The 18,004-nt window shown below is 70.3% G+C and carries 14 protein-coding genes; all 14 read right to left on the reverse strand.

The features are described from left to right. Positions 1 to 18 precede the first annotated feature (18 nt). Positions 19 to 225, reverse strand: coding sequence for an MbtH family protein (locus FHW79_RS12585; RefSeq protein WP_035679370.1), 207 nt, complete (start codon positions 223 to 225; stop codon positions 19 to 21). A gap of 25 nt (positions 226 to 250) precedes the next feature. Beyond that, positions 251 to 1,006 (reverse strand): 2,3-dihydro-2,3-dihydroxybenzoate dehydrogenase, encoded by a 756-nt coding sequence (gene dhbA, locus FHW79_RS12590; protein ID WP_183179246.1) that lies wholly within the window; start codon positions 1,004 to 1,006, stop codon positions 251 to 253. After that, a complete protein-coding gene (locus tag FHW79_RS12595; RefSeq protein ID WP_183179247.1) occupies positions 1,003 to 1,878 on the reverse strand; it encodes an isochorismatase family protein in 876 nt (291 codons plus the stop codon). The genes dhbA and FHW79_RS12595 overlap by 4 nt, the downstream gene beginning before the upstream one ends. Next, a complete protein-coding gene (locus FHW79_RS12600) occupies positions 1,875 to 3,500 on the reverse strand; it encodes a (2,3-dihydroxybenzoyl)adenylate synthase (RefSeq protein ID WP_183179248.1) in 1,626 nt (541 codons plus the stop codon). Before FHW79_RS12600 ends, FHW79_RS12595 begins: the two co-directional genes overlap by 4 nt. Further along, a complete protein-coding gene (locus FHW79_RS12605) occupies positions 3,497 to 4,708 on the reverse strand; it encodes an isochorismate synthase (RefSeq protein ID WP_183179249.1) in 1,212 nt (403 codons plus the stop codon). The genes FHW79_RS12600 and FHW79_RS12605 overlap by 4 nt, the downstream gene beginning before the upstream one ends. A 231-nt stretch (positions 4,709 to 4,939) precedes the next feature. Next, on the reverse strand, positions 4,940 to 8,095 hold the full coding sequence (locus tag FHW79_RS12610) for an efflux RND transporter permease subunit (RefSeq protein WP_183179250.1): 3,156 nt from the start codon (positions 8,093 to 8,095) through the stop codon (positions 4,940 to 4,942). Positions 8,096 to 8,272: 177 nt separating this feature from the next. Continuing rightward, positions 8,273 to 9,373, reverse strand: coding sequence for an efflux RND transporter periplasmic adaptor subunit (locus FHW79_RS12615; RefSeq protein WP_247884336.1), 1,101 nt, complete (start codon positions 9,371 to 9,373; stop codon positions 8,273 to 8,275). Next, positions 9,370 to 10,632: an enterobactin transporter EntS gene (gene entS, locus FHW79_RS12620; RefSeq protein ID WP_183179251.1), complete on the reverse strand. Its 1,263-nt coding sequence runs from the start codon at positions 10,630 to 10,632 to the stop codon at positions 9,370 to 9,372. The genes FHW79_RS12615 and entS overlap by 4 nt, the downstream gene beginning before the upstream one ends. A gap of 88 nt (positions 10,633 to 10,720) precedes the next feature. Beyond that, entirely contained in the window at positions 10,721 to 12,724 is a 2,004-nt protein-coding gene (locus FHW79_RS12625) for a TonB-dependent receptor (RefSeq protein WP_247884337.1), read from the reverse strand. 136 nt (positions 12,725 to 12,860) lie between these two features. Continuing rightward, entirely contained in the window at positions 12,861 to 14,486 is a 1,626-nt protein-coding gene (locus tag FHW79_RS12630; protein WP_183179252.1) for a PepSY-associated TM helix domain-containing protein, read from the reverse strand. Between the two features lie 43 nt (positions 14,487 to 14,529). After that, entirely contained in the window at positions 14,530 to 14,847 is a 318-nt protein-coding gene (locus FHW79_RS12635; RefSeq protein WP_183179253.1) for a hypothetical protein, read from the reverse strand. Between the two features lie 3 nt (positions 14,848 to 14,850). After that, complete coding sequence (locus FHW79_RS12640) at positions 14,851 to 15,138, reverse strand: hypothetical protein (RefSeq protein WP_183179254.1); 288 nt, start codon at positions 15,136 to 15,138, stop codon at positions 14,851 to 14,853. Positions 15,139 to 15,326: 188 nt separating this feature from the next. Continuing rightward, a complete protein-coding gene (locus FHW79_RS12645; protein ID WP_183179255.1) occupies positions 15,327 to 16,613 on the reverse strand; it encodes an MFS transporter in 1,287 nt (428 codons plus the stop codon). 175 nt (positions 16,614 to 16,788) lie between these two features. Further along, on the reverse strand, positions 16,789 to 17,991 hold the full coding sequence (locus FHW79_RS12650) for an acetyl-CoA C-acyltransferase (protein WP_183179256.1): 1,203 nt from the start codon (positions 17,989 to 17,991) through the stop codon (positions 16,789 to 16,791). Between the last annotated feature and the right edge of the window lie 13 nt (positions 17,992 to 18,004).

An 18,004-nucleotide genomic window follows, 5' to 3' on the forward strand; every position in this document is an offset into this window, starting at 1 on the left:
GAGTGCTTTGAAAAGCCGTCAGGCGGCGGCGGGGGTGAGGTCGGTCCAGGCGGCCTCGATGTGGTCGAGGCAGGCGGCGCGCCCGGCGGGGCCGAAGACGGCGGTCCAACCCTCCGGCACCGCAGCGAAGCATGGCCACAGGCTGAACTGGCCGGCAGCGTTCGCCAGCGCCAGGAAGTCGTGGCGTTCGTCGTCGAAGGGGTTCACGTACTGGTCGTTGGTCATCGGGGATGTCCCTGAAATGAAAAAGCTAGCGCCCCAGCGTCGCCCCGCCGTCCACCAGCAGGTCGGCGAGCGTGATGTGGCCGGCGGAGGCGGAGGCGAGGAAGACGACCGCCTCCGCCACGTCGCGTGGCGTGGCGAGCTTGCCGAGCGGGATGCCGAGCTTGTGCTGGCCGGGATTGCCCCGGATGGTCTGTGCCGCACCGTCGGGCCCGCTCCACAGCGCGCGCTGCATCGGCGTGTCGGTCGAGCCGGGGGAGACGACGTTGCAGCGCACGCCGTAGGGCGCCAGTTCCAGCCCCACCGTTATGGTCAGGCTGGTCAGCGCGGCCTTCGACGCGCCATAGGCGGCCATGCCGATCCGCGGCACATGGGCGGCGTTGGACGACACGCTGACGATGGCGCCGCCGGTCCCGCCGCTTTTGAAGGCCGGGATCACCGCCCGCATCATGTGGAAGGGACCGGCCACGTTGACGGCGAAGCTGTCGCTCCAGTCGGCGTCGGTCGTCGTCTCCACCGGTCCCATGCGCAGGATGCCGGCGACGTTGGCCAGCGCGTCGATCCGCGTGCCCTCGGCGAACAACGCCTCGCAGGTTCCGGCGACCGCGCCGGCGTCGGCGATGTCCAGCGTCACGGCGCGGTAGGGCCGCTCCCCGCCGTCATGCCAGTGGTGGTCGAAGGCGACGACGATGGCGCCGCGGGCGTGGAACAGGTCGGCCACGGCCCGCCCGATCCCTTGCCCGGCGCCGGTCACCCAGGCGGTCCGGCCCGCGAAGTCCGTCATGCCGCGACGCGCCCGGAAGCGGCCAGCCGGGGCTCGATCAGCGCCCACCAGCCGTTGATGCTCGGCTGCGCGGCCAACTCGGCGAAGCCGACCTCCACCCCCGCGGCCTTCCAGCGGTCCACCACCTGCATCACCGCGATGGAGTCGAGGCCGAAGTCCATCAGGTTGTCGTCGTCCCCCGGCACTTCATCCAGGGAGGCCAGCAGGATGCGCCGCAGGCCCTCCTTGCTCAGCACCGCCGCGGGAGCGGCCAGAACGCTGTCGGAATGGATCGTCCGCCCGGCGTTGCGCGCGACGTAGCGCAGCGCCATCATGTGGTCCTCGCGCGAGAAGTCGGCGATGGCGTCGGCGATCAGGAAGGGCTTGATGCCGCGCATGAAGGCGTCCAGCGCCGTCTGCATCACGCCGATGTGCGCGTAGATCCCGCAGATCAGGAGCTGGTCGCGCCCGGCCTCCGCCATCATCTCGGCCAGCGGGGCGCGGAAGAAGGCGCTGTAGCGCCATTTGGTCAGCACCCGGTCGTCGGCGTCCGGGGTCAGCGGGGCGACGATGCCGGCGAGGTCCGGCTTGGCCGTCAGGCCCGGCCCCCACATATCGTTCAGCAGGCCGCGGTCGGCGTCGGACTGCACCGCCGGCTGGGCCGTGTAGACCACCGGCACGCCCAGCGCCTTCAGGTGGCGCTTCAGCCGGACGATCCGGTCGATGCAACTGACGATGGCCGGGTTGGACGCGCCGTAGAAGCCGACGAAATAGTCCTGCATGTCGTGGATCAGCAGGACCGCGCGGGCGGGGTCGACGCTCCAGGACACCTTGTCCTGCGGCAGCTCCGCGGCGGTGGGCAGGGCGTAGGGGGCGATGGATCGGATGGTCATGATGCGGTCGTTTCCATGAGGGCGTTGTCTTTGCGCGCCCGCTCGCGCAGGGTCTGCTTGTCGACCTTGCCGACGGCGGTCTTGGGAAGGTCCGGGACGAAGACGAAGCGGTCGGGCAGCTTGAAATCGGCCAGCCCCTGGCCGCGCAGGAAGCGGCGCAGCTCCGACGGCTTGGTGCCGGGCGGGGCGATCACGAAGGCGCAGGACCGCTCGCCCATCAGCGCGTCGGGCATGGCGACGACGGCGGCATGGCCCACCGCGGGGTGGGCGGCCAGCAAATCCTCGACCTCCTGGGCGTCGATCTTCTCGCCGCCGCGGTTGATCTGGTCCTTGTTGCGCCCGCAGACCACGAGGTTGCCGCCCGGCGCCAGGCTGACCAGATCGCCGCTGCAATAGAAACCCTCGGCGTCGAAGACGCGGGCGTTGTGCGCCTCGGCCTTGTAGTAGCCGCGGAAGGTGTAGGGGCCGCGGGTCCACAGCTCGCCCACCGCGCCGGGTGGGACCGGGTGGCCGGCGGCGTCGAGGATGCGGATCTCGTCGTCGGGGCTCATCGGGCGGCCCTGGGTGTTGACCACCGTCCAGGGATCGTCGTCGAGCCGCGTGTAGTTCACCAGCCCCTCCGCCATGCCGAAGACCTGCTGGAGACGGCAGCACAGTCGCTCCGGCACCCGCTCGGCGACGGCGGGGCTGAGCTTGGCACCGCCCACCTGGACGACCTCCAGGCTCGACAGGTCTTCGCCGCCGCCGGCGGCCTCCAGCCAGACCGACAGCATCGGCGGGACCAGCGCCGCCCAGGTGACGCGGTGGCGCGCGATCAGCGGGAAGCAGGTCGCGGGGCTGGGGTCGCCGGCCATCACCACCGTGCCGCCGGCGTGGAACACGCCAAGCGCGCCGGGCGAGCTGAGCGTGAAGTTGTGCGGCGCCGGCAGGGCGCAGAGGAAGCGGCAGGTTTCGTCCAGCCCGCAGATCTCGACGCTGCGGCGGACGCTGTAGAGATAGTCGTCGTGGGTGCGCGGGATCAGCTTCGGCGTGCCGGTGCTGCCGCCGGACAGTTGGAAGAAGGCCACGCCGGACGGGTCGGCAGCAGGGGGCGGCTCGGCTGCGTCCTCCGCCAGCGCATCGCCGTCGGCCCAGGCGAAGCCGCCGATCCCGTCGTCTGACGGGGCGCCGAGAAGGAGCAGCCGCTCCGGCCCGACCGTTTGCGTCATCAGGGCGACCAAAGCCTGGTCCGCCGCCGGCAGCACGGCCAGCGCCGGCTCGATCTGGCGCGCGTAGGCGGTCAGCTCATAGACGCCGTGGCTGTTCAGCGCGTTGACCGGCACCACCCCGCAGCGCAGCAGGGCGAAGAAGACCAGATAGAATTCTGCGCGGTTGGGCAAGCGGACCAGCGCGGTGTCGCCGGGGCGCAGGCCACGGGCGCGGAAGGCTGCGGCCAGACGGACCGACAGGCCCTGCACGTCGGCGTAGCGGAACCGGCGTTCCCCGCAGAGGATCGCGGTGGCCTCCGCCGCCGCACCCCGGTGGCGGTCGATCACGTCGGTCAGCGGGTCGCCGGTCCAATAGCCCTCGGCGCGGTAGCGCTCCGCGAACGCGGCGGGCCAAGGCGTGAAGGGAATGGTCACGACGCCAGCTCCACCGGAAGGTCGGTGTTGGAGGGCCGGGCGGCCGCGACGCCGAACAGATTCAGCATGGTGGTCAGCTTGGCCGCCGTTTCCTCCCACTCCGCCGCCGGGTCGGAATCCGCGACGATGCCGGCCCCGGCGTAGAGCCGCAGATGCCGGCCCTGGACCAGCCCGCAGCGGATGGACAGCGCCCACTCGCCGTTACCCCGGCTGTCCATCCAGCCGACCATGCCGCCGTACCAGTTGCGGGCGTAGCCCTCCAGCCGGTCGATGGCGTCGCGGGCGAGGCCGGTCGGCGTGCCGCAGATCGCCGGCGTCGGGTGCAGCGCGTGGGCGAGACGCAGCGACGACACCGCGGGATCGGCCAGTTCGCCGGTCAGTTCGGTGGACAGGTGCAGCATGGTCGGGGTGCGGATCACGCTGGGCGCGTCCGGCACGGACAACGGGTTGCAATGGGGGGCGAGGGCCGCGCGCACCGCATCGACGACGTAGCGGTGTTCCGTCCGGTCCTTCGTGGACGCGAGCAGGGCCGCGGTGCGCTGGCGCTCCACTTCGGCGGACGGGCTGCGCGGGGCGGAACCGGCCAGCGGGTTGCTGACCACGGTCCGCCCGGTCCTGCGGATCAGCAGCTCCGGACTGGCCCCCACCAGGGTCTGTCCATAGGCGACCGGGGCCGCGAAGACGTGGGCGCCGGGATTCTGCCGCAGCAGGGCGCGCAGCAGGCGGCCCGGCGCGAAGGCCTCGCGCGCCACCACGTCGAGCGGGCGCGACAGAACGACCTTCTTCAAGGGCGTGTCGCGGAACAGGTCGATGGCCTGGACCACCGCCGCCTCGAAGGCGCCGCGCCCCACCGTCTCCTCGATGGCGTCCAGGGCGACGGGGTCGGGGTCGGGGTCGGCGGCCATGCGGCCGGCGTCCTCATGGTCGCAATGCTGGGGGATGAACAGGCGGGCATGCTGCCGCCCGTCGAAGGGGACGGCGCCGACCAGGATCGGATTTTCGACTCCCTGGGCCTTGCGGCGGCGGAAGGCGCGGTCCAGCGCCTCCTCCCACCGGCCATCGGCGAAGCGGCGGTCGTCGAGGGCGACGTCCAGCCGCTCATCCACGCCGTAGGCTTTCAGGACGCGGCCGCGCGAGGCGAAGGCGAATTCCGGATCGGAACGGCCGCCGAGTGGCCGCTCCCCGGCAGGCAGGGGTAGAACGTCCATGGAAACACGAGCCTCCATTTGTCCGTCCGCCACAGCGGACGACCTTGACTTGTTTGGGAAAAACGCGCCTTCGACGGTCCGGGCGGGCGCGGGAATCGCCGCCGGCTTTCTGCCAGGACCGCGGATCGCGTGCGCATGATTGCAAATGATTCTCATTTGCAATATAGGGATATGTCCGCTGCCCCACAAGTTTTTTTTGCATCGCGATGCTGGTTTTTCTCCCTTTCGGACTCAGTCGCCCGCTTCCGCCACCTTCCGGTCGTGCGCCATCGCTCCCAGCCGGTCTGAGAGGCGGAAGACCAGCGACATCACCACGGGCAGGACCGTCACCGTCACGAGGCTGGAGATCAGCAGGCCGCACAGCACGACCAGCCCCAGCCCGCGGTACAGTTCCGTGCCGGCGCTGGACACCGCGACCATCGGGATCAGGCCGGCGACGGTCGTCACCGTGGTGATCAGGATCGGGCGCAATCGGCTCTGCAGGGCGTCGGCGATGGCCTCCGCCCCGGACATGCCGTGCGTCCGTCGGTTCACGGCGGCCTGCTCGACGATCAGGATGGGGTTGTTCACCACCGTCCCGACCAGCACCAGGAATCCCATCATGGTCAGCACGTCGAAGGGCTGCGGCGGGCCGAAGCCTCCGGGCAGGCCGGCGGCGAGGTTGTAGAGCCACAACCCGATCAGCCCGCCGCCGATCCCCGTGGGCACCACCGCCATGATGATCAGCGGATAGCCCCAGTGCGAGAAGACGGCGACCAGAACCAGATAGGTGATGGCGAGCGCCAGCAGGAACCCGCCGGTCAGGGCGGAGCGGAGCTCGTCCAGTGACCCGCCGGCCCCGGTGATGCGGGTGCTCATCCCGTCGGGAATCACGCCCTCGGCGCGCAGCCGGTCCACCAGATCGCTCCGCACCGCGGCGATGCCGGATTCCAGCGCCACCGAGCGCGGCGGGATGATGGTCAGGGTGACCGTCCGGAACCCGTCGATCCGCGCGATGCTGGAGGCCCCCACGGTTTCGCGCAGCTCGGCGAGGCTGGACAGCGGCACCGGCGCGCCACGGCCGGTGTGGAGCACCAGATCGGCGAAGCTCTGGCGGTCGCGGCCCAGGCCCCCGGCCACCCGCAAATGGATGTCCAGCGTCTCGTCGTCCAGCAGATACTCGTCGGCGAAGGCGCCGTCCGAATAGGCGCGCAGCGTGTAGCCCAGTTCGGCCAGACCGATGCCCATCTCGCCCGCGCGCTCCCAGTTCGGGTGCAGTTCCAGGAAGGGCTGAGACATGGCCAGAGTGGGCGGGGAGGGGTCGCTGTTGACCTGCCCGTCGGGAAACAGGTCGCCCGCGCGGTCGAGCACCGTCAGAGCCGTGGCGTAAAGCGTGGTCAGATCGCCGCCGCTCAGCTCCAGCCGGATGGCGCGGGCGCCGCCGCTGTTGCCGGAGAAGATCGACCCGCGCGCGGCGAAGCCGCGCATGCCGGGGATCGCCCGCATCCGCTTGGTGACGTTGGCGATCAGCGCGTCGGTGTCGGCGGGGTTCATCGGCTCCGTCACGAAACGGATGAAGCCGGGCCGGATAAAGCTCAGATTGACGCGCAGCGGCGGAATGCCGGTCTCGGCGTCGGTGCTTGCCGCACCCACCTGACGGCTCAGCAGCGGGTCGATCTGACGCCAAACCTCTTGCATCGACTCCATGCTGTAGCCGGGCGGGGCGGACATGAAGCTGAAGACGGTGGCCTCCTCGCCCTCCGGCAGATATTCGGCGGGCGGCACCATGGTGAGCATGATGGCCACCATGGCCGCGGCGGAGGCGGCGAGGATCGCCAACTCCCGCCGGGCGCTGCGCAGCATCCAGCGCACCGCCCCCCCCAGAGCGCCTTCCCTGGCCGGCCCGTGCGAGGGGGCGGCGGACGCCACCGACCAGCGCCCGGCGACCACGGGAACCAGGACGAGGGCGGCGACCATCGACACGACGACGGCGCCGGTGATGGCGATGGCGATGTCGGAATAGAGCTGCCCGGCCTCCGCCGTGATGAACAGCACGGGCAGGAAAACCAGTACGGTGGTGAGGGTGGAGGACAGGATGGCCGGCCACACCTCGGCGATGCCGTCCTCGGTCGCGGCGGCCTTCGACTTGCCCATGCGCAGGTGGCGGGCGATGGCGTCCAGCGCGACCACGCTGTTGTCCAGCGTCATGCCGATGGCGAAGGCGACGCCGGACAGCGAGATCACGTTGATGCTGCGCCCGGCCGCCGCCAGGACCAGCAGGGTCGCCAGCGTGCAGACCGGCATGCTCGCCGCCGCCGCCGCGGTCGCCGGGATGGAGCGTAGGAACAGGAGAAGCACCACCGCGGCCAGGACGCTGCCGGCGATCAGGTTGCTCAGCACATTGTCGATGGACCGTTCCATGTAGCGCACGTCCTCCGACAGCAGCCGCATGGACAGACCGCGCTCCTTCAGGGCGTGGCGGTTCAGCTCCTCCACCGCCCCGGTCACCGCCTCCTTGACGGCGATGACGTTGGCGCCGGCCCGCTTGCCGATGGTGACGAGCAGGGTGGGGCGCCCGTCGGCGAAGGCGACGCTGCGCGCCTCCTGGGTCGCCATGGTCACCGATCCGACGTCGCGCAGGCGGATCGCCGTGCCGTTCTCGCGCGCGACGATCAGGTCGGCCAAGTCTTCCAGGTCGGCGAAGCGCCCGATGGTGCGCAGGAAGTAGCGGCGCTTGCCGAAGTCGCGGTCGCCGCCGGAGACGTCGCGGTTGCGCGCCCGCACGGCGTCGCGCACCGTCCCCACATTCAGGTTGCGGGCGGACAGCTTCAGCGGGTCGAGCAGGATGTGGATCTCCTGCGCGGCGCCGCCGATCACCTCGGCCTTGGCCACGCCGGCCACACGCTCCAGCCGGGGGCGCAGGACGTTCTCGATCCAGTTGGTCTCGCGCTGGATGGACACCGGGTCGGCGGCGCCGTCCAGCCGCTCGACACCGAAGAACAGGAAGGGCTCCGCTGTCGCGGACTCGGCGACGATGCGCGGGCGGTCCACCGTCTCCGGATAGTCGGTGACCTGCGACAGCGCGTTGTCGATGTGGATCAGCGCCTCGTCGATGGAGGTGCCGGAGGGAAACTCCAACTCCACCTGACCGCTACCGAACTCGGCGCTGGAGGACAGGCGGACGAGGCCGGGGATGGCGCGCAGGTATTTCTCCTGCTCGATCAGGATGTCCTGCTCGACGTCCTGCGGGGTGGCGCCGGGCCAGTTGGTTTCCACCATGATCCGGCGCGGGCTGATGTCGGGGATCATCTGCACCGGAATGCGGAAGACCGACACCGCGCCCAGCAGGCACAGGATCAGGACCGACACCAGGGCGGCCAGCGGGTTGCGCAGGATCAGGCGGGTCATCGCGACTCCGGGTAGGAACTTGAACGTTCCCTCTCCCGCCCCGGGAGAGGGAAGGTGTCCGCGCGGAGCGCGGGAAGGGTGAGGGTGCCGCCAAGGACCAGCGCTTTGATCCTCGCACGACCCTCACCCGACGCCTTCGGCGCCACCCTCTCCCGGGGCGGGAGAGGGATTTGTCCCTCACCCCACCATGTCCGGGACGACCGGCTGGTCGGGGCGCAGGCCTTCGTTGCCCTGGACGACCACCAGATCGTCGGGGCGAAGCTCGGGGCTGACGACCTCCACATGGTCGCCGGAGTGGCGGCCCGTGCGCACCGCCACCGGGCGGGCCACCGCCCCGTCGCCGCCGCGCTGCACCACCCAGACGCGGGCGCTTCCGTCGGGATGGCGCTGCACCGCGTCCGCCGGGACCTGGAGCGCGATCTCCGCCGTTCCCGGCACCGGGCCGAGCGCGACGCCGACGCGCGCCGACATGCCGGGCATCAGCCGCCCCTCGGGGTTGGGAAGCGCGATGTGGATGCGGAAGCTGCGGCTGACCGGATCGGCGATGGGCACCACCCGCTCGACCGCCGCAGCGATGCCGGCCCCGTCCGGCGCGTCGGCGACCAGAACGGTGACCGGCGTGCCGGCGGTGATGCGCCCGTGCTGGCGCTCCGGCACATCGACGACGACGCGCAGCGGGTCGGTGGCGGTGAGTTGAAGCACCGAGCCGCCAAGCCCTACCCACTGCCCGCGTTCGGTGCGCCGTTCGGTGACCACCCCGACGAAGGGCGCAGTCAGCCCGTGACGCACCACCTGCTCCCGCTGGATGGCGACGGCGGCGCGGAGTTGGCGGACCTTGGCCTCCTCGATGGCGGCCTGGGCGAGCTGCGTGCGGTAGCGGGACTGCGAGACGCTCTGCACGCCGGCCAGCGCCTCGGCCTCGCGGGCCAGCCGCAGGGCGTCGCGCTGGAGATGCTCGGCCTCGGCCAGGGAATGTTCCAGCCGTTCCAGTTCCAGCCGGGCGATGGTGTCGTCCAGCCGCAACAGGGATTGCCCGGCCTCCACCCGGTCGCCGGCCTCGACCAGCAGGGTGTCCACCCGGCCCTCGACCTGGGCGGACAGGGCGCTGCTCTGCGGCGACACCAGCGTGCCGGGGAGGTGCAGCGTCTGGCGGACGGGGGCGGCGACCACCGCCGTCACCTTCACCCGAGTCTGGGCGGCGGCGGGATAGGCCGCAGCGAGCAAGGCGGCGGTCAGCAGGATCGGCATGGCGCGCGTCATCATCCGCTTCCTCATCATCCGGTTCCCTCCAGGGTGGGGTCGCTCATCGGCGCTCCGCGCATCGTGGTGGCGGTGGCGGTCACGGCGGCGGCAAGCGCCAACGCGCCCAGGCCGAGCGCCAGGATTCCCGCGGCGGGGCTCAGCAGCGTCGCCAGCAGGCCCATGCCGATGGTGCCGGCGCTGTCGCCGAACACGTCCTGGGCGGTCCACAGGCTGTTGACGCGGCCCAGCAGATGGTCCGGCGTGTGGCCCTGGACCATGCTGTATTCCAGAAGCGAGGCGATGGAGGTGGCGTAGCCGAACAGCACCAGCACGGGCAGCGCCACATAGAAACCACTGGGAAGGATTCCGGCGGCCCCGATCGCGGCGACGCAGGCGAAGGCCCCCATGCAGGCCCCGCCCATCACCAGCCCCGGACGCTCCAGTCGCGCGGCCCAGCCGCTGAGCGCGGCGCCCAGCGTCGCCCCGATGGGAACGGCGCTGTACATCAGCCCGGTCTCGAAGGCGCCGCCGCCGAACACCTCCTCGACCAAAGCCGGGAAGAGGATGCGGATGGAGGTGGCGACGGTGGTCAGGCAACCCAGCGCGACCACGCTTAAGATGACCTTGTGGCCGAACAGGAAGGCGAAGGCCTGCGCCATGGCGCGCAGCGGGTTCTCCCCGGCCTCGCCCTGCGGCATCATCCGGGGCAGGCCGAGCAGGGTCAGGACGGTCAATCCGGTGCCCAGCGCCGTCAGCAGATAGACCCAGCCGACGCCCAGCCCGGCGATCAGCAGGCCGCCCAGCGCCGGCGCCAGGATGGTGGCGACGCGCATCGACAGCATCCCCAGCGCGCGGGCCTGCATCAGATTGGCGCGCCCGACGAGATGGGGCATCGCGGCCAGCAGGGCGTTGACGCCGATCGCTCCGAAGAAGCCGTCCCAGAAGGACAGGGCGTAGATCGCCGGAAGGGACGGGGAGGGCAGCGCCGCGTTGGCCGCCAGCCCGAGGAAGCCCAGGCCGCAGACGCTGCGGGCGACCAGGATCAGGCGGCGGCGGTCCATCCGGTCGGCCAGCACGCCGCCCAGCAGCAGGCCCAGGAACATGCCGACGCCGTCGCAGGCGGCGGCAATCCCGACCTGGAGGCTCGACCCGGTGAGGGCGTAGACCTGGAGCGGCACCGCCACCGACAGCAGGCCGAGCGCCATCAGCGAAATCGTCCGGGCGATCAGCACGCGGCGGAAATCGGGGTTGGTTTTCAGAAGGCTGACGTCGACGAAAAGGTTCGACAGGGTCATGGGCGGGCCTTTCCGGCATCGCCGAAGGCGTTTTTTGAAAAGCGGACGCGCCCGCCCCCGCGGAAAGCCGGGGACGGGCGGCGGTGGATCAGAAGCGGTAGTTGGCGGAGACGTAGTAGTTGCGTCCCACCTCCACCGACGTGAAGTTGACGTTCTTCTCGCTGAGGATGACGTCGGTGATGTTCTTGACGCCGGCCCCGACGGTCAGCGCCTCGGTGACGTCGGCGCTGACGCCCCAGTTCAGCAGGGTGTAGCCGGGCATCTTGCTGGTGCCCTGCAACTGCGGGCCGGTGTAGCTGGTCGACACCGACGTGCTGAAATTGTCCAGCGCCTGCCAGGTCAGGGAGGCGTTGACCTTGTGGCGCGGACGGTAGTCCAGCTCCGCACCGTTGCTCTGCTCGGTGTAAAGATAGGTGTAGTTGCCCGACAGCAGCAGCTTCGGAGTCAGGCTGACCGAGCCGGTCACCTCGACGCCCGAGATGTCGACGTTGTTGATGTTGCTCCAATTGCGGGCGACGGCCACCGGATCGTAGACCGCCTGGATCATGTCCTTGACCTTGTTGTGGAACAGCACGACGCTGCCGTCCCAGCGGTCATAGCGGGTTTCCAGGCCGATCTCGTAGTTGGTGCTGGTCTCCGGCTCGAGGTCCGGGTTGCCCGACAGGAAGCAGCGGCCGCCGCAGCTCACCACCCGGTATTCGCGGCTGAGCTGGTAGGCGTCCGGCGCCTTGTAACCCTGACTGACGCCGGCCTTCAGCGACAGCCCGTCGGTCAGCGCGTAGACGACGTTGGCGCGGCTGGTGAAGTTGCCGCCGAAGATCTCGTGGTGGTCGTAGCGGGTGCCGACCGTCAGGGTCAGCCCGTCGATCAGCCCGATCTGGTCCTGGAGATAGACGGCCTTCTGCCCGATCTCCGACTTGCCGGACTGCAGGAAGGTGTTGGGGTCCTCCACCGTCTGCTTGCGGTACTCAGCACCCGCAGTCAGCCGGTTGAAGCCGAGCTGGAAGTTGCTGCGGCCGTGCAGGAAGAGGTTCTTTTCCTTCAGGTGCCGCTGCTGCGGCGCGTTGAAGGACGAGTTGAAATCGTCGATGCGGCCGTCTTCGTAGTTGGCCTCCACCAGCGTGTCGCCCCAGCCCCAGTTGCCGCGATGGGCGGCGCCGAAGGTGTTGCGGACGATCTCCTGCTTCTGGGAGGAGAGCCAGCGGTCATAGTAGCCGCGGGGTCGGTTGTCGCGGTTCAGGCCGTAGTTGGCTTCCAGCGTCTGGTTCTCGGTGACGTCCCAGGCCAGCGTGGTCAGCAGGTTGGCCAGGTTCTTCTTTTCCAGGACCGGAACGACGCCGTTGTAGCGGGAGTCGTCGTACCAGGCCTGCCGGTTGAAGTATTCGGCGGAGACCGAGGCCGACACCTTGTCCACGATCGGGCCGGCGGCGTAGAGGCCGGTGCGGTACTGGGTGCCGCCGCGGCCCGGCTCGACGACGCGGTAGTCGCCGTTGATCTCGCCCGACCATGTGTCGGTCGGCTTCTTGGTGATGATGTTGACCACGCCGCCGATGGCGTCCGATCCGTAGAGCGACGACATCGGGCCGCGCACGACCTCCACCCGCTCGATGGCCGACATCGGGATCGAGTGGTAGTCGAAGTCGCCGCCGCGCCACAGCGCGTCGGAGGTGGACACCCGGCGCCCGTTCACCAGCACCAGTGAATAGTTTTGGCCCATGCCGCGGATCACCACCTCGTCGCGGCCCGTGGCGTCGGTACGGTCGTTCACGCCCACCGAGCGGCCCAGGACTTCCGGCAGGCCGGAGGAGGCCACGCCCTCCTTCTTCAGGTCCTCCGACGTGATGACAGTGGTGAAGGCGGGAGCGGTCAGCGTGCTTTGTGCCGTGCCGGTCGCGGTGACCGTCACCGGACCCAACGTCTGGACCCCGGCGGCCGTCCCTTCCGTGGCGGCCTGCTGGGCCAGCGCCGGCGTTCCCCCCGCCAGCGCGGCCGCCAGAGCCGCACCCACCATGGTTGCGGATTTCGCCACGGTCACCGGACGGACGGCCCCCGTCTCTTCCTTTGCACACGCCCCCGATGTGCGAATGGTCATGCTGATATCCCCTGATTAGGCAAATCCGTATTTGCTAATGCGAATCATTCGCAATAACGTCGTTTGATTGTTAGTGCATATCCCTTATGGCTGCAAGGGATATGACTCGGCTCGGTTGTTTTTCGGCCGCCCACAGTCACTCAGCCGGGTGAGTCAGCGGGTGGATGCCCATCTCTGATTTCGGGCGCGCGACCGTGGCTGCCCAAACGCTGTCCCGCGGACCGCTGAGGGCACGCCGTTCCGCGCTGCGGGCCAGGGCGGCGAAGGCCAAGGCGCCGACCAGCGCCACCAGATCGACGCCGATCAGCCCACCGGACAGCCAAAGACCCGGCAGGACGAGTCCGAGCAGCGAGGTCGCCGGGATGGCGGCGGTGGCTACGGCGCTGGCCCACAGAAGCTCCACCCCCGCACGGGCCGCCCCGCGCAGGAAGGCCCAGGTGCAGGCGCCCAGGAAGGCCGCGTAATAGATGCCCCAATGCCAGGCGTGAAGGTCGTCCACGAGTCCGCTCAGCCACTTCCCGGCGGCGATGGTCAGCGACAGGCCGGCGACGCAGCCCAGGCAGACTCCGACCGTCCCGACGGCGAGCAGGCGGGTGGCGCGGCTCTGCTCGACCGGGCCTTTCGCCTGCCGTTCGGTCCGCCGTCGCGACTCGATCCACAGCAGGTTGCCGGTGTAGAACAGCGCGGCCCCGGCCAGCCCGAGCAGGAAGTAGGACCAGCGCACGATGCCGCCGCCGAAGGTTCCGAAGTGCAGCGCGAAGAAGGCGGAGACGGTGGCCGACCAACCGTTCTGGTGGCCCGGCATGTATTGGGTGTCGATGATCCGGCCGTCCGCCGCCCCCATCAGCACGAAGCCCTCCCGCCGCACCAGATAGCGCGGATCATGGCCCCAGACGCGCACGGTGGCGGCCCCGGTCCCGGCGTCGTGATACTCCAGGCTGACCGGTTGGAAACCGGGCGAGAGGCTGTGGACGCGCGTCAGGAACTCTTTCGGCGGCAGCATGACCACCGGGCCCATGTCCTTCGACACCGTGCGGAAGGGGCTGCTCGCCGCCGCCACGGCGCGCATCTGCCCGCCATAGACCATGCGGTCCAGCGTGTCGTAGATGTGGTCGTGCAGCCCGAACACCACCGCCGACAGCGCCATGACAAGGTGGAAGGGCAGGCTGATCAGCCCCAGCAGATTGTGCGCGTCCAGCCACATCCGCTTCACGTTGCGTGTGACGCGAAGGATCAGGAAGTCCTTGACCAGCGACGGCAGCAGGATGATCACGCCGGACACCAGCGCCACCACATAGAGCGCGCTCGCGACGCCGGTCACCGTCGTGCCGATGTCGAGATCGCCCGGAATGCCCACGGTGCGATGGAGGAAGTCCACCAGAAGCCCGATGCCCGACGGGTTGAGCTGCTCCACCGCCACGCTTCCGTCCGGCGCCAGGGTGGCGGCCCACGGGGCAGGGTCGAAACGCTCCTCCGTCCAGGTCAGGCGCAGCGGCGACTCTCCGGCCAGCGCCGGTTCCACGGCGAGGGTGAAGTCCCGCACCTCCGGCCGCAGGGCGCGGGTGGCGGCGACCAGATCCTCCGCCCGGTCGAGCGTCGCCGGAGTCACCGCCACCGGCGGCGTGATCCAGCGTTCCAGCGGTTCCTTGAACATGGTCAGGGCGCCGGCATAGAAGCAGACGAACAGGATCAGCCCGGTCAGGATGCCGGTCCAGGTGTGGACTTGGCGGTAGATGCGGACGATGTCGGTGCGGATGGCCATGGCTCGGCTCGCGGCTGTGGAGGCGGGACGGGTGGGCGGAGGATCAGGGCAGCAGGGGGCTGCGCGCGGCGAGCAGCGCCGTATGGGCCAGGACGGTGGCGCAGCCCAGCCACAGCCAGGCTTGGCGACCGCTGCGGAACAGGAAGCAGACGCTGACCACCCCCAACCAGAGCGGGGCGACCATCCACATGACGAGTTGCAGCTTGTTCACCGCCGCCGGCCCACCGGGTCCGATCCAGGCGAACAGACCCGCCAGGGCGACGGCCAGCAGGAAGCCCAGGATCACCCCGGCCAGGGTCTTGCTCCACCAGTCGGGGCGGATCGGGGCGGGCGCCGTTGCGGCGGGGGGTGCAATGGCCATGGCTCAACCCTCCCGCCGCGCCGGCGCCGCGCCGCGGATGGCGGCGGCGAAGGGCAGGATGGTGAAAGCCAGCATCGCGATGGTGAGGCTGGTGAAGAGGGCGGTCACCGGGTGCATCACCGTTGACCACAGCAGCCACCCCTCCAACAGGGCGAGTGCTCCCACCACGCGGCTGCGACGGCCGGCCAAGGGGCGGGAAAGCCACTGCTGACGCGGGGCGGAGAGGTAGAGACAAACGATTCCGGCCATTGTCGCGGCCAGTGCCAGCCCGTGAAAGGCTGTGTCTGCCATCGCTGCGTTTTCAAACATGGCGGGCCATTCCAATTTGGTGAAATGAACAGCCGTTTTGCCCATCATAAATTGAATTTGCAAGTGATTACTATTTGCATCTCTTCGCGCCGTGGTCGGAGGCGTGCCGGGCACCCCGTCTCAATGGGGGAGGGTTGGGCCGCCGGTGCGGCGGCCTTGGAGGGTCGTTCTCAGGTGGCCGGCGCCGGCTTGGCCGAAGCCGGGGCGCGGCCCAGCGTCGGGACCAGCAGCGCCGCCCCCAGACAGAGCAGCCCGGCGATGAAGAAGGCCGGCAGGTAGCTGTCCAGCGTGCTGCGGGCGTAGCCGGCCCCGAAGGCGGCGCAGGCGGCCCCGATCTGGTGCCCGGCGAAGACCCAGCCGAAGACGAGGTTGGCGCGCTCCCGCCCGAACCGCTCGGCGGTCAGCCGGACCGTCGGCGGCACGGTGGCGATCCAGTCCAGCCCGTAGAACACCGCGAACAGCGACAGGCCGTAGAGCGTAAAGTCGGAATAGGGCAGGAACAGCAGCGACAAACCGCGCAGCCCGTAATACCAGAACAGGAGCCAGCGGTTGTCGTAGCGGTCGGACAGCCAGCCCGAGGCGACCGTGCCGACGAAGTCGAAGACACCCATCAGCGCCAGCAGGCCGGCGGCCCGCACCTCGGGCACGCCGAAATCGACGCAGAGCGGGATCAGGTGGGTCTGGATCAGCCCGTTGGTGCTCGCCCCGCAGATGAAGAAGGTGGCGAACAGCACCCAGAAGACCCGCGTCTTCGATGCGTCGCGCAGGGCGCCCAAGGCGGCGGCCACCACCGAGCCGGCGGGCGGCGGCGCGGCGGCGGCGCCCGCCTCGCCATAGGCGGCCAGCCCGACGTCGGACGGACGGTCGCGCATCAGGGCGAGCACGGCCAGCGCCGCCACCCACAGCAGCCCGCACAGCAGCGCCAGCGCGACGCGCCAGCCCATCTGCTCGGTCAGCATCGACAGCAGCGGCATGAAGACGAGCTGCCCGGTGGCCGAACTGGCGGTCAGCAGGCCGACGACCAGCCCGCGCCGCCGGCTGAACCAGCGCGTCGCCACGGTGGCGCCCAGCACCATCGCGGTCAGGCCGGTGCCGAAGCCGACGACGAAGCCCCACAGCAGGATCAGCTGCCAGACCTCGCGCATGGCGAGCGACAGCAGCAACCCGCTACTGACCAGCGTCAGCGAGGACAGCACCATCCGCTTGACGCCGTAGCGGTTGATGAGCGCGGCGGCGAACGGTCCCATCAGCCCGAACAGCAGCAGGCGGATCGCCAGGGCGATGGAGATGTCGGCGGTGGACCAGCCGAACTCGCGCTGCAGGGGCAGCAGCAGGACGCCGGGGGCGCCGACAGCACCCGCCGACACCAGCATGGTCAGGAAGGTGACGCCGACGACGGCCCAGCCGTAATGGACGTTGCGCCGCGCCAGCGCGGCGGCGACGGGGGAGGACAGCATGGATGCGCTTCCGGTCTGGCGGGAGGGGACCGCGACGGCGGTCCCGGTCGCACATGCGACCGGAGCCCGCCTTTCGCGGGAACAGAGTTCCCGCTGGCGGCAGGCGGATGCCACAGGCATCCGCTGAGAGCCAGCGAATGAGGCGATATGAGTCTAAAGCGAACGAAAGTTCGCTTTAGGCGGGCCGTTCGACCGCGATGGCGGTGGCCTCGCCGCCGCCGATGCACAGGGAGGCGACGCCGCGCTTCAGCCCCCGCGCGGCCAGCGCGTGCAGCAGCGTCACGATCAGCCGCGCGCCGGTGGCGCCGATCGGATGGCCGAGCGCGCAGGCCCCGCCGTTGACGTTCAGCGCGTCGCGGGGAATGCCGAGGTCCCGCTGCGCCGCCATGGCGACGACCGCGAAGGCCTCGTTGATTTCGAACAGATCGACGTCGCCGACGCCCCAGCCGACGCGATCGAGCAGCTTGCGGATCGCTGGGATGGGTGCGGTGGTGAACCAGGCCGGGTCCTGGCTGTGGGTGGCGTGGCCGAGGATGGTCGCCAGCACGGGCAGCCCCTCGCGTTCGGCCAGCGAACGGCGGGTGAGCAGCAGCGCCGCCGCACCGTCGGCGTTGGCCGAGGAACTGGCCGCGGTGATCGTGCCGTCGCGGCGGAAGGCCGGCTTCAGGCCGGGGATCTTCTCCGGCGCGACCTTCAGCGGATTCTCGTCGTCGGAGACGGTCCGCTCGCCACCTTTGACGGCGAGGGTGACGGGCGCGATCTCGGCGGCCAAGGCGCCGCCCGCGATGGCGGCGCGGGCGCGGGTCAGCGTCTCGACGGCGTAGGCGTCCTGCTCGGCGCGGGTGAAGCCGTAGAGGTCGGCGGTCGCCTCGCCGAAATCGCCCATCGGGCGTCCGCCCTCATAGGCGTCCTCCAGCCCGTCGAGCATCAGGTGGTCGAGGATGCGGTCGTGCCCGATGCGGTAGCCGCCACGCGCCTTGGCCAGCAGATAGGGCGCGTTGGACATCGACTCCATGCCGCCGGCGACCACGAAGTCGGCGGAGCCGGCGCGGATCAGGTCGTGGGCGAGCATCGTCGCCTTCATGCCCGAGCCGCAGACCTTGTTGACGGTGGTGGCGCCGGTCGCGTCGGGCAGACCGGCGCCGCGCGCCGCCTGCCGGGCCGGCGCCTGCCCCTGGCCGGCGGGCAGCACGCAGCCGAGCAGCACCTCGTCCACCCGTTCCGGCGCCAAGCCCGCTCGGCTCAGGGCGGCGCGGACGGCGTGGGCGCCCAGCGCGTGGGCGGGCAGGGCCGACAGCTCGCCCTGGAAACGGCCGAGCGGCGTGCGCGCGGCGGACACGATGACGACAGGGTCCATGGCGGGGTCCGTTGCGTCCATGATCGCGAACTCC

The sequence above is a fragment of the Azospirillum sp. OGB3 genome (genome assembly GCF_014192915.1).
In the GTDB taxonomy this organism is placed as follows: Bacteria; Pseudomonadota; Alphaproteobacteria; order Azospirillales; family Azospirillaceae; genus Azospirillum.

Bases quoted from the DNA above. Each gene is read 5' to 3' on its own strand.
- FHW79_RS12640 (WP_183179254.1), bottom strand. From the start codon at position 15,138: ATGGCAGACACAGCCTTTCACGGGCTGGCACTGGCCGCGACAATGGCC.
- FHW79_RS12645 (WP_183179255.1), bottom strand. From the start codon at position 16,613: ATGCTGTCCTCCCCCGTCGCCGCCGCGCTGGCGCGGCGCAACGTCCAT.
- FHW79_RS12610 (WP_183179250.1), bottom strand. From the start codon at position 8,095: ATGACCCGCCTGATCCTGCGCAACCCGCTGGCCGCCCTGGTGTCGGTC.
- FHW79_RS12630 (WP_183179252.1), bottom strand. From the start codon at position 14,486: ATGGCCATCCGCACCGACATCGTCCGCATCTACCGCCAAGTCCACACC.
- dhbA (WP_183179246.1), bottom strand. From the start codon at position 1,006: ATGACGGACTTCGCGGGCCGGACCGCCTGGGTGACCGGCGCCGGGCAA.
- FHW79_RS12595 (WP_183179247.1), bottom strand. From the start codon at position 1,878: ATGACCATCCGATCCATCGCCCCCTACGCCCTGCCCACCGCCGCGGAG.
- FHW79_RS12625 (WP_247884337.1), bottom strand. From the start codon at position 12,724: ATGACCATTCGCACATCGGGGGCGTGTGCAAAGGAAGAGACGGGGGCC.
- FHW79_RS12585 (WP_035679370.1), bottom strand. From the start codon at position 225: ATGACCAACGACCAGTACGTGAACCCCTTCGACGACGAACGCCACGAC.
- FHW79_RS12605 (WP_183179249.1), bottom strand. From the start codon at position 4,708: ATGGACGTTCTACCCCTGCCTGCCGGGGAGCGGCCACTCGGCGGCCGT.
- FHW79_RS12635 (WP_183179253.1), bottom strand. From the start codon at position 14,847: ATGGCCATTGCACCCCCCGCCGCAACGGCGCCCGCCCCGATCCGCCCC.
- FHW79_RS12615 (WP_247884336.1), bottom strand. From the start codon at position 9,373: ATGATGAGGAAGCGGATGATGACGCGCGCCATGCCGATCCTGCTGACC.
- entS (WP_183179251.1), bottom strand. From the start codon at position 10,632: ATGACCCTGTCGAACCTTTTCGTCGACGTCAGCCTTCTGAAAACCAAC.
- FHW79_RS12650 (WP_183179256.1), bottom strand. From the start codon at position 17,991: ATGGACGCAACGGACCCCGCCATGGACCCTGTCGTCATCGTGTCCGCC.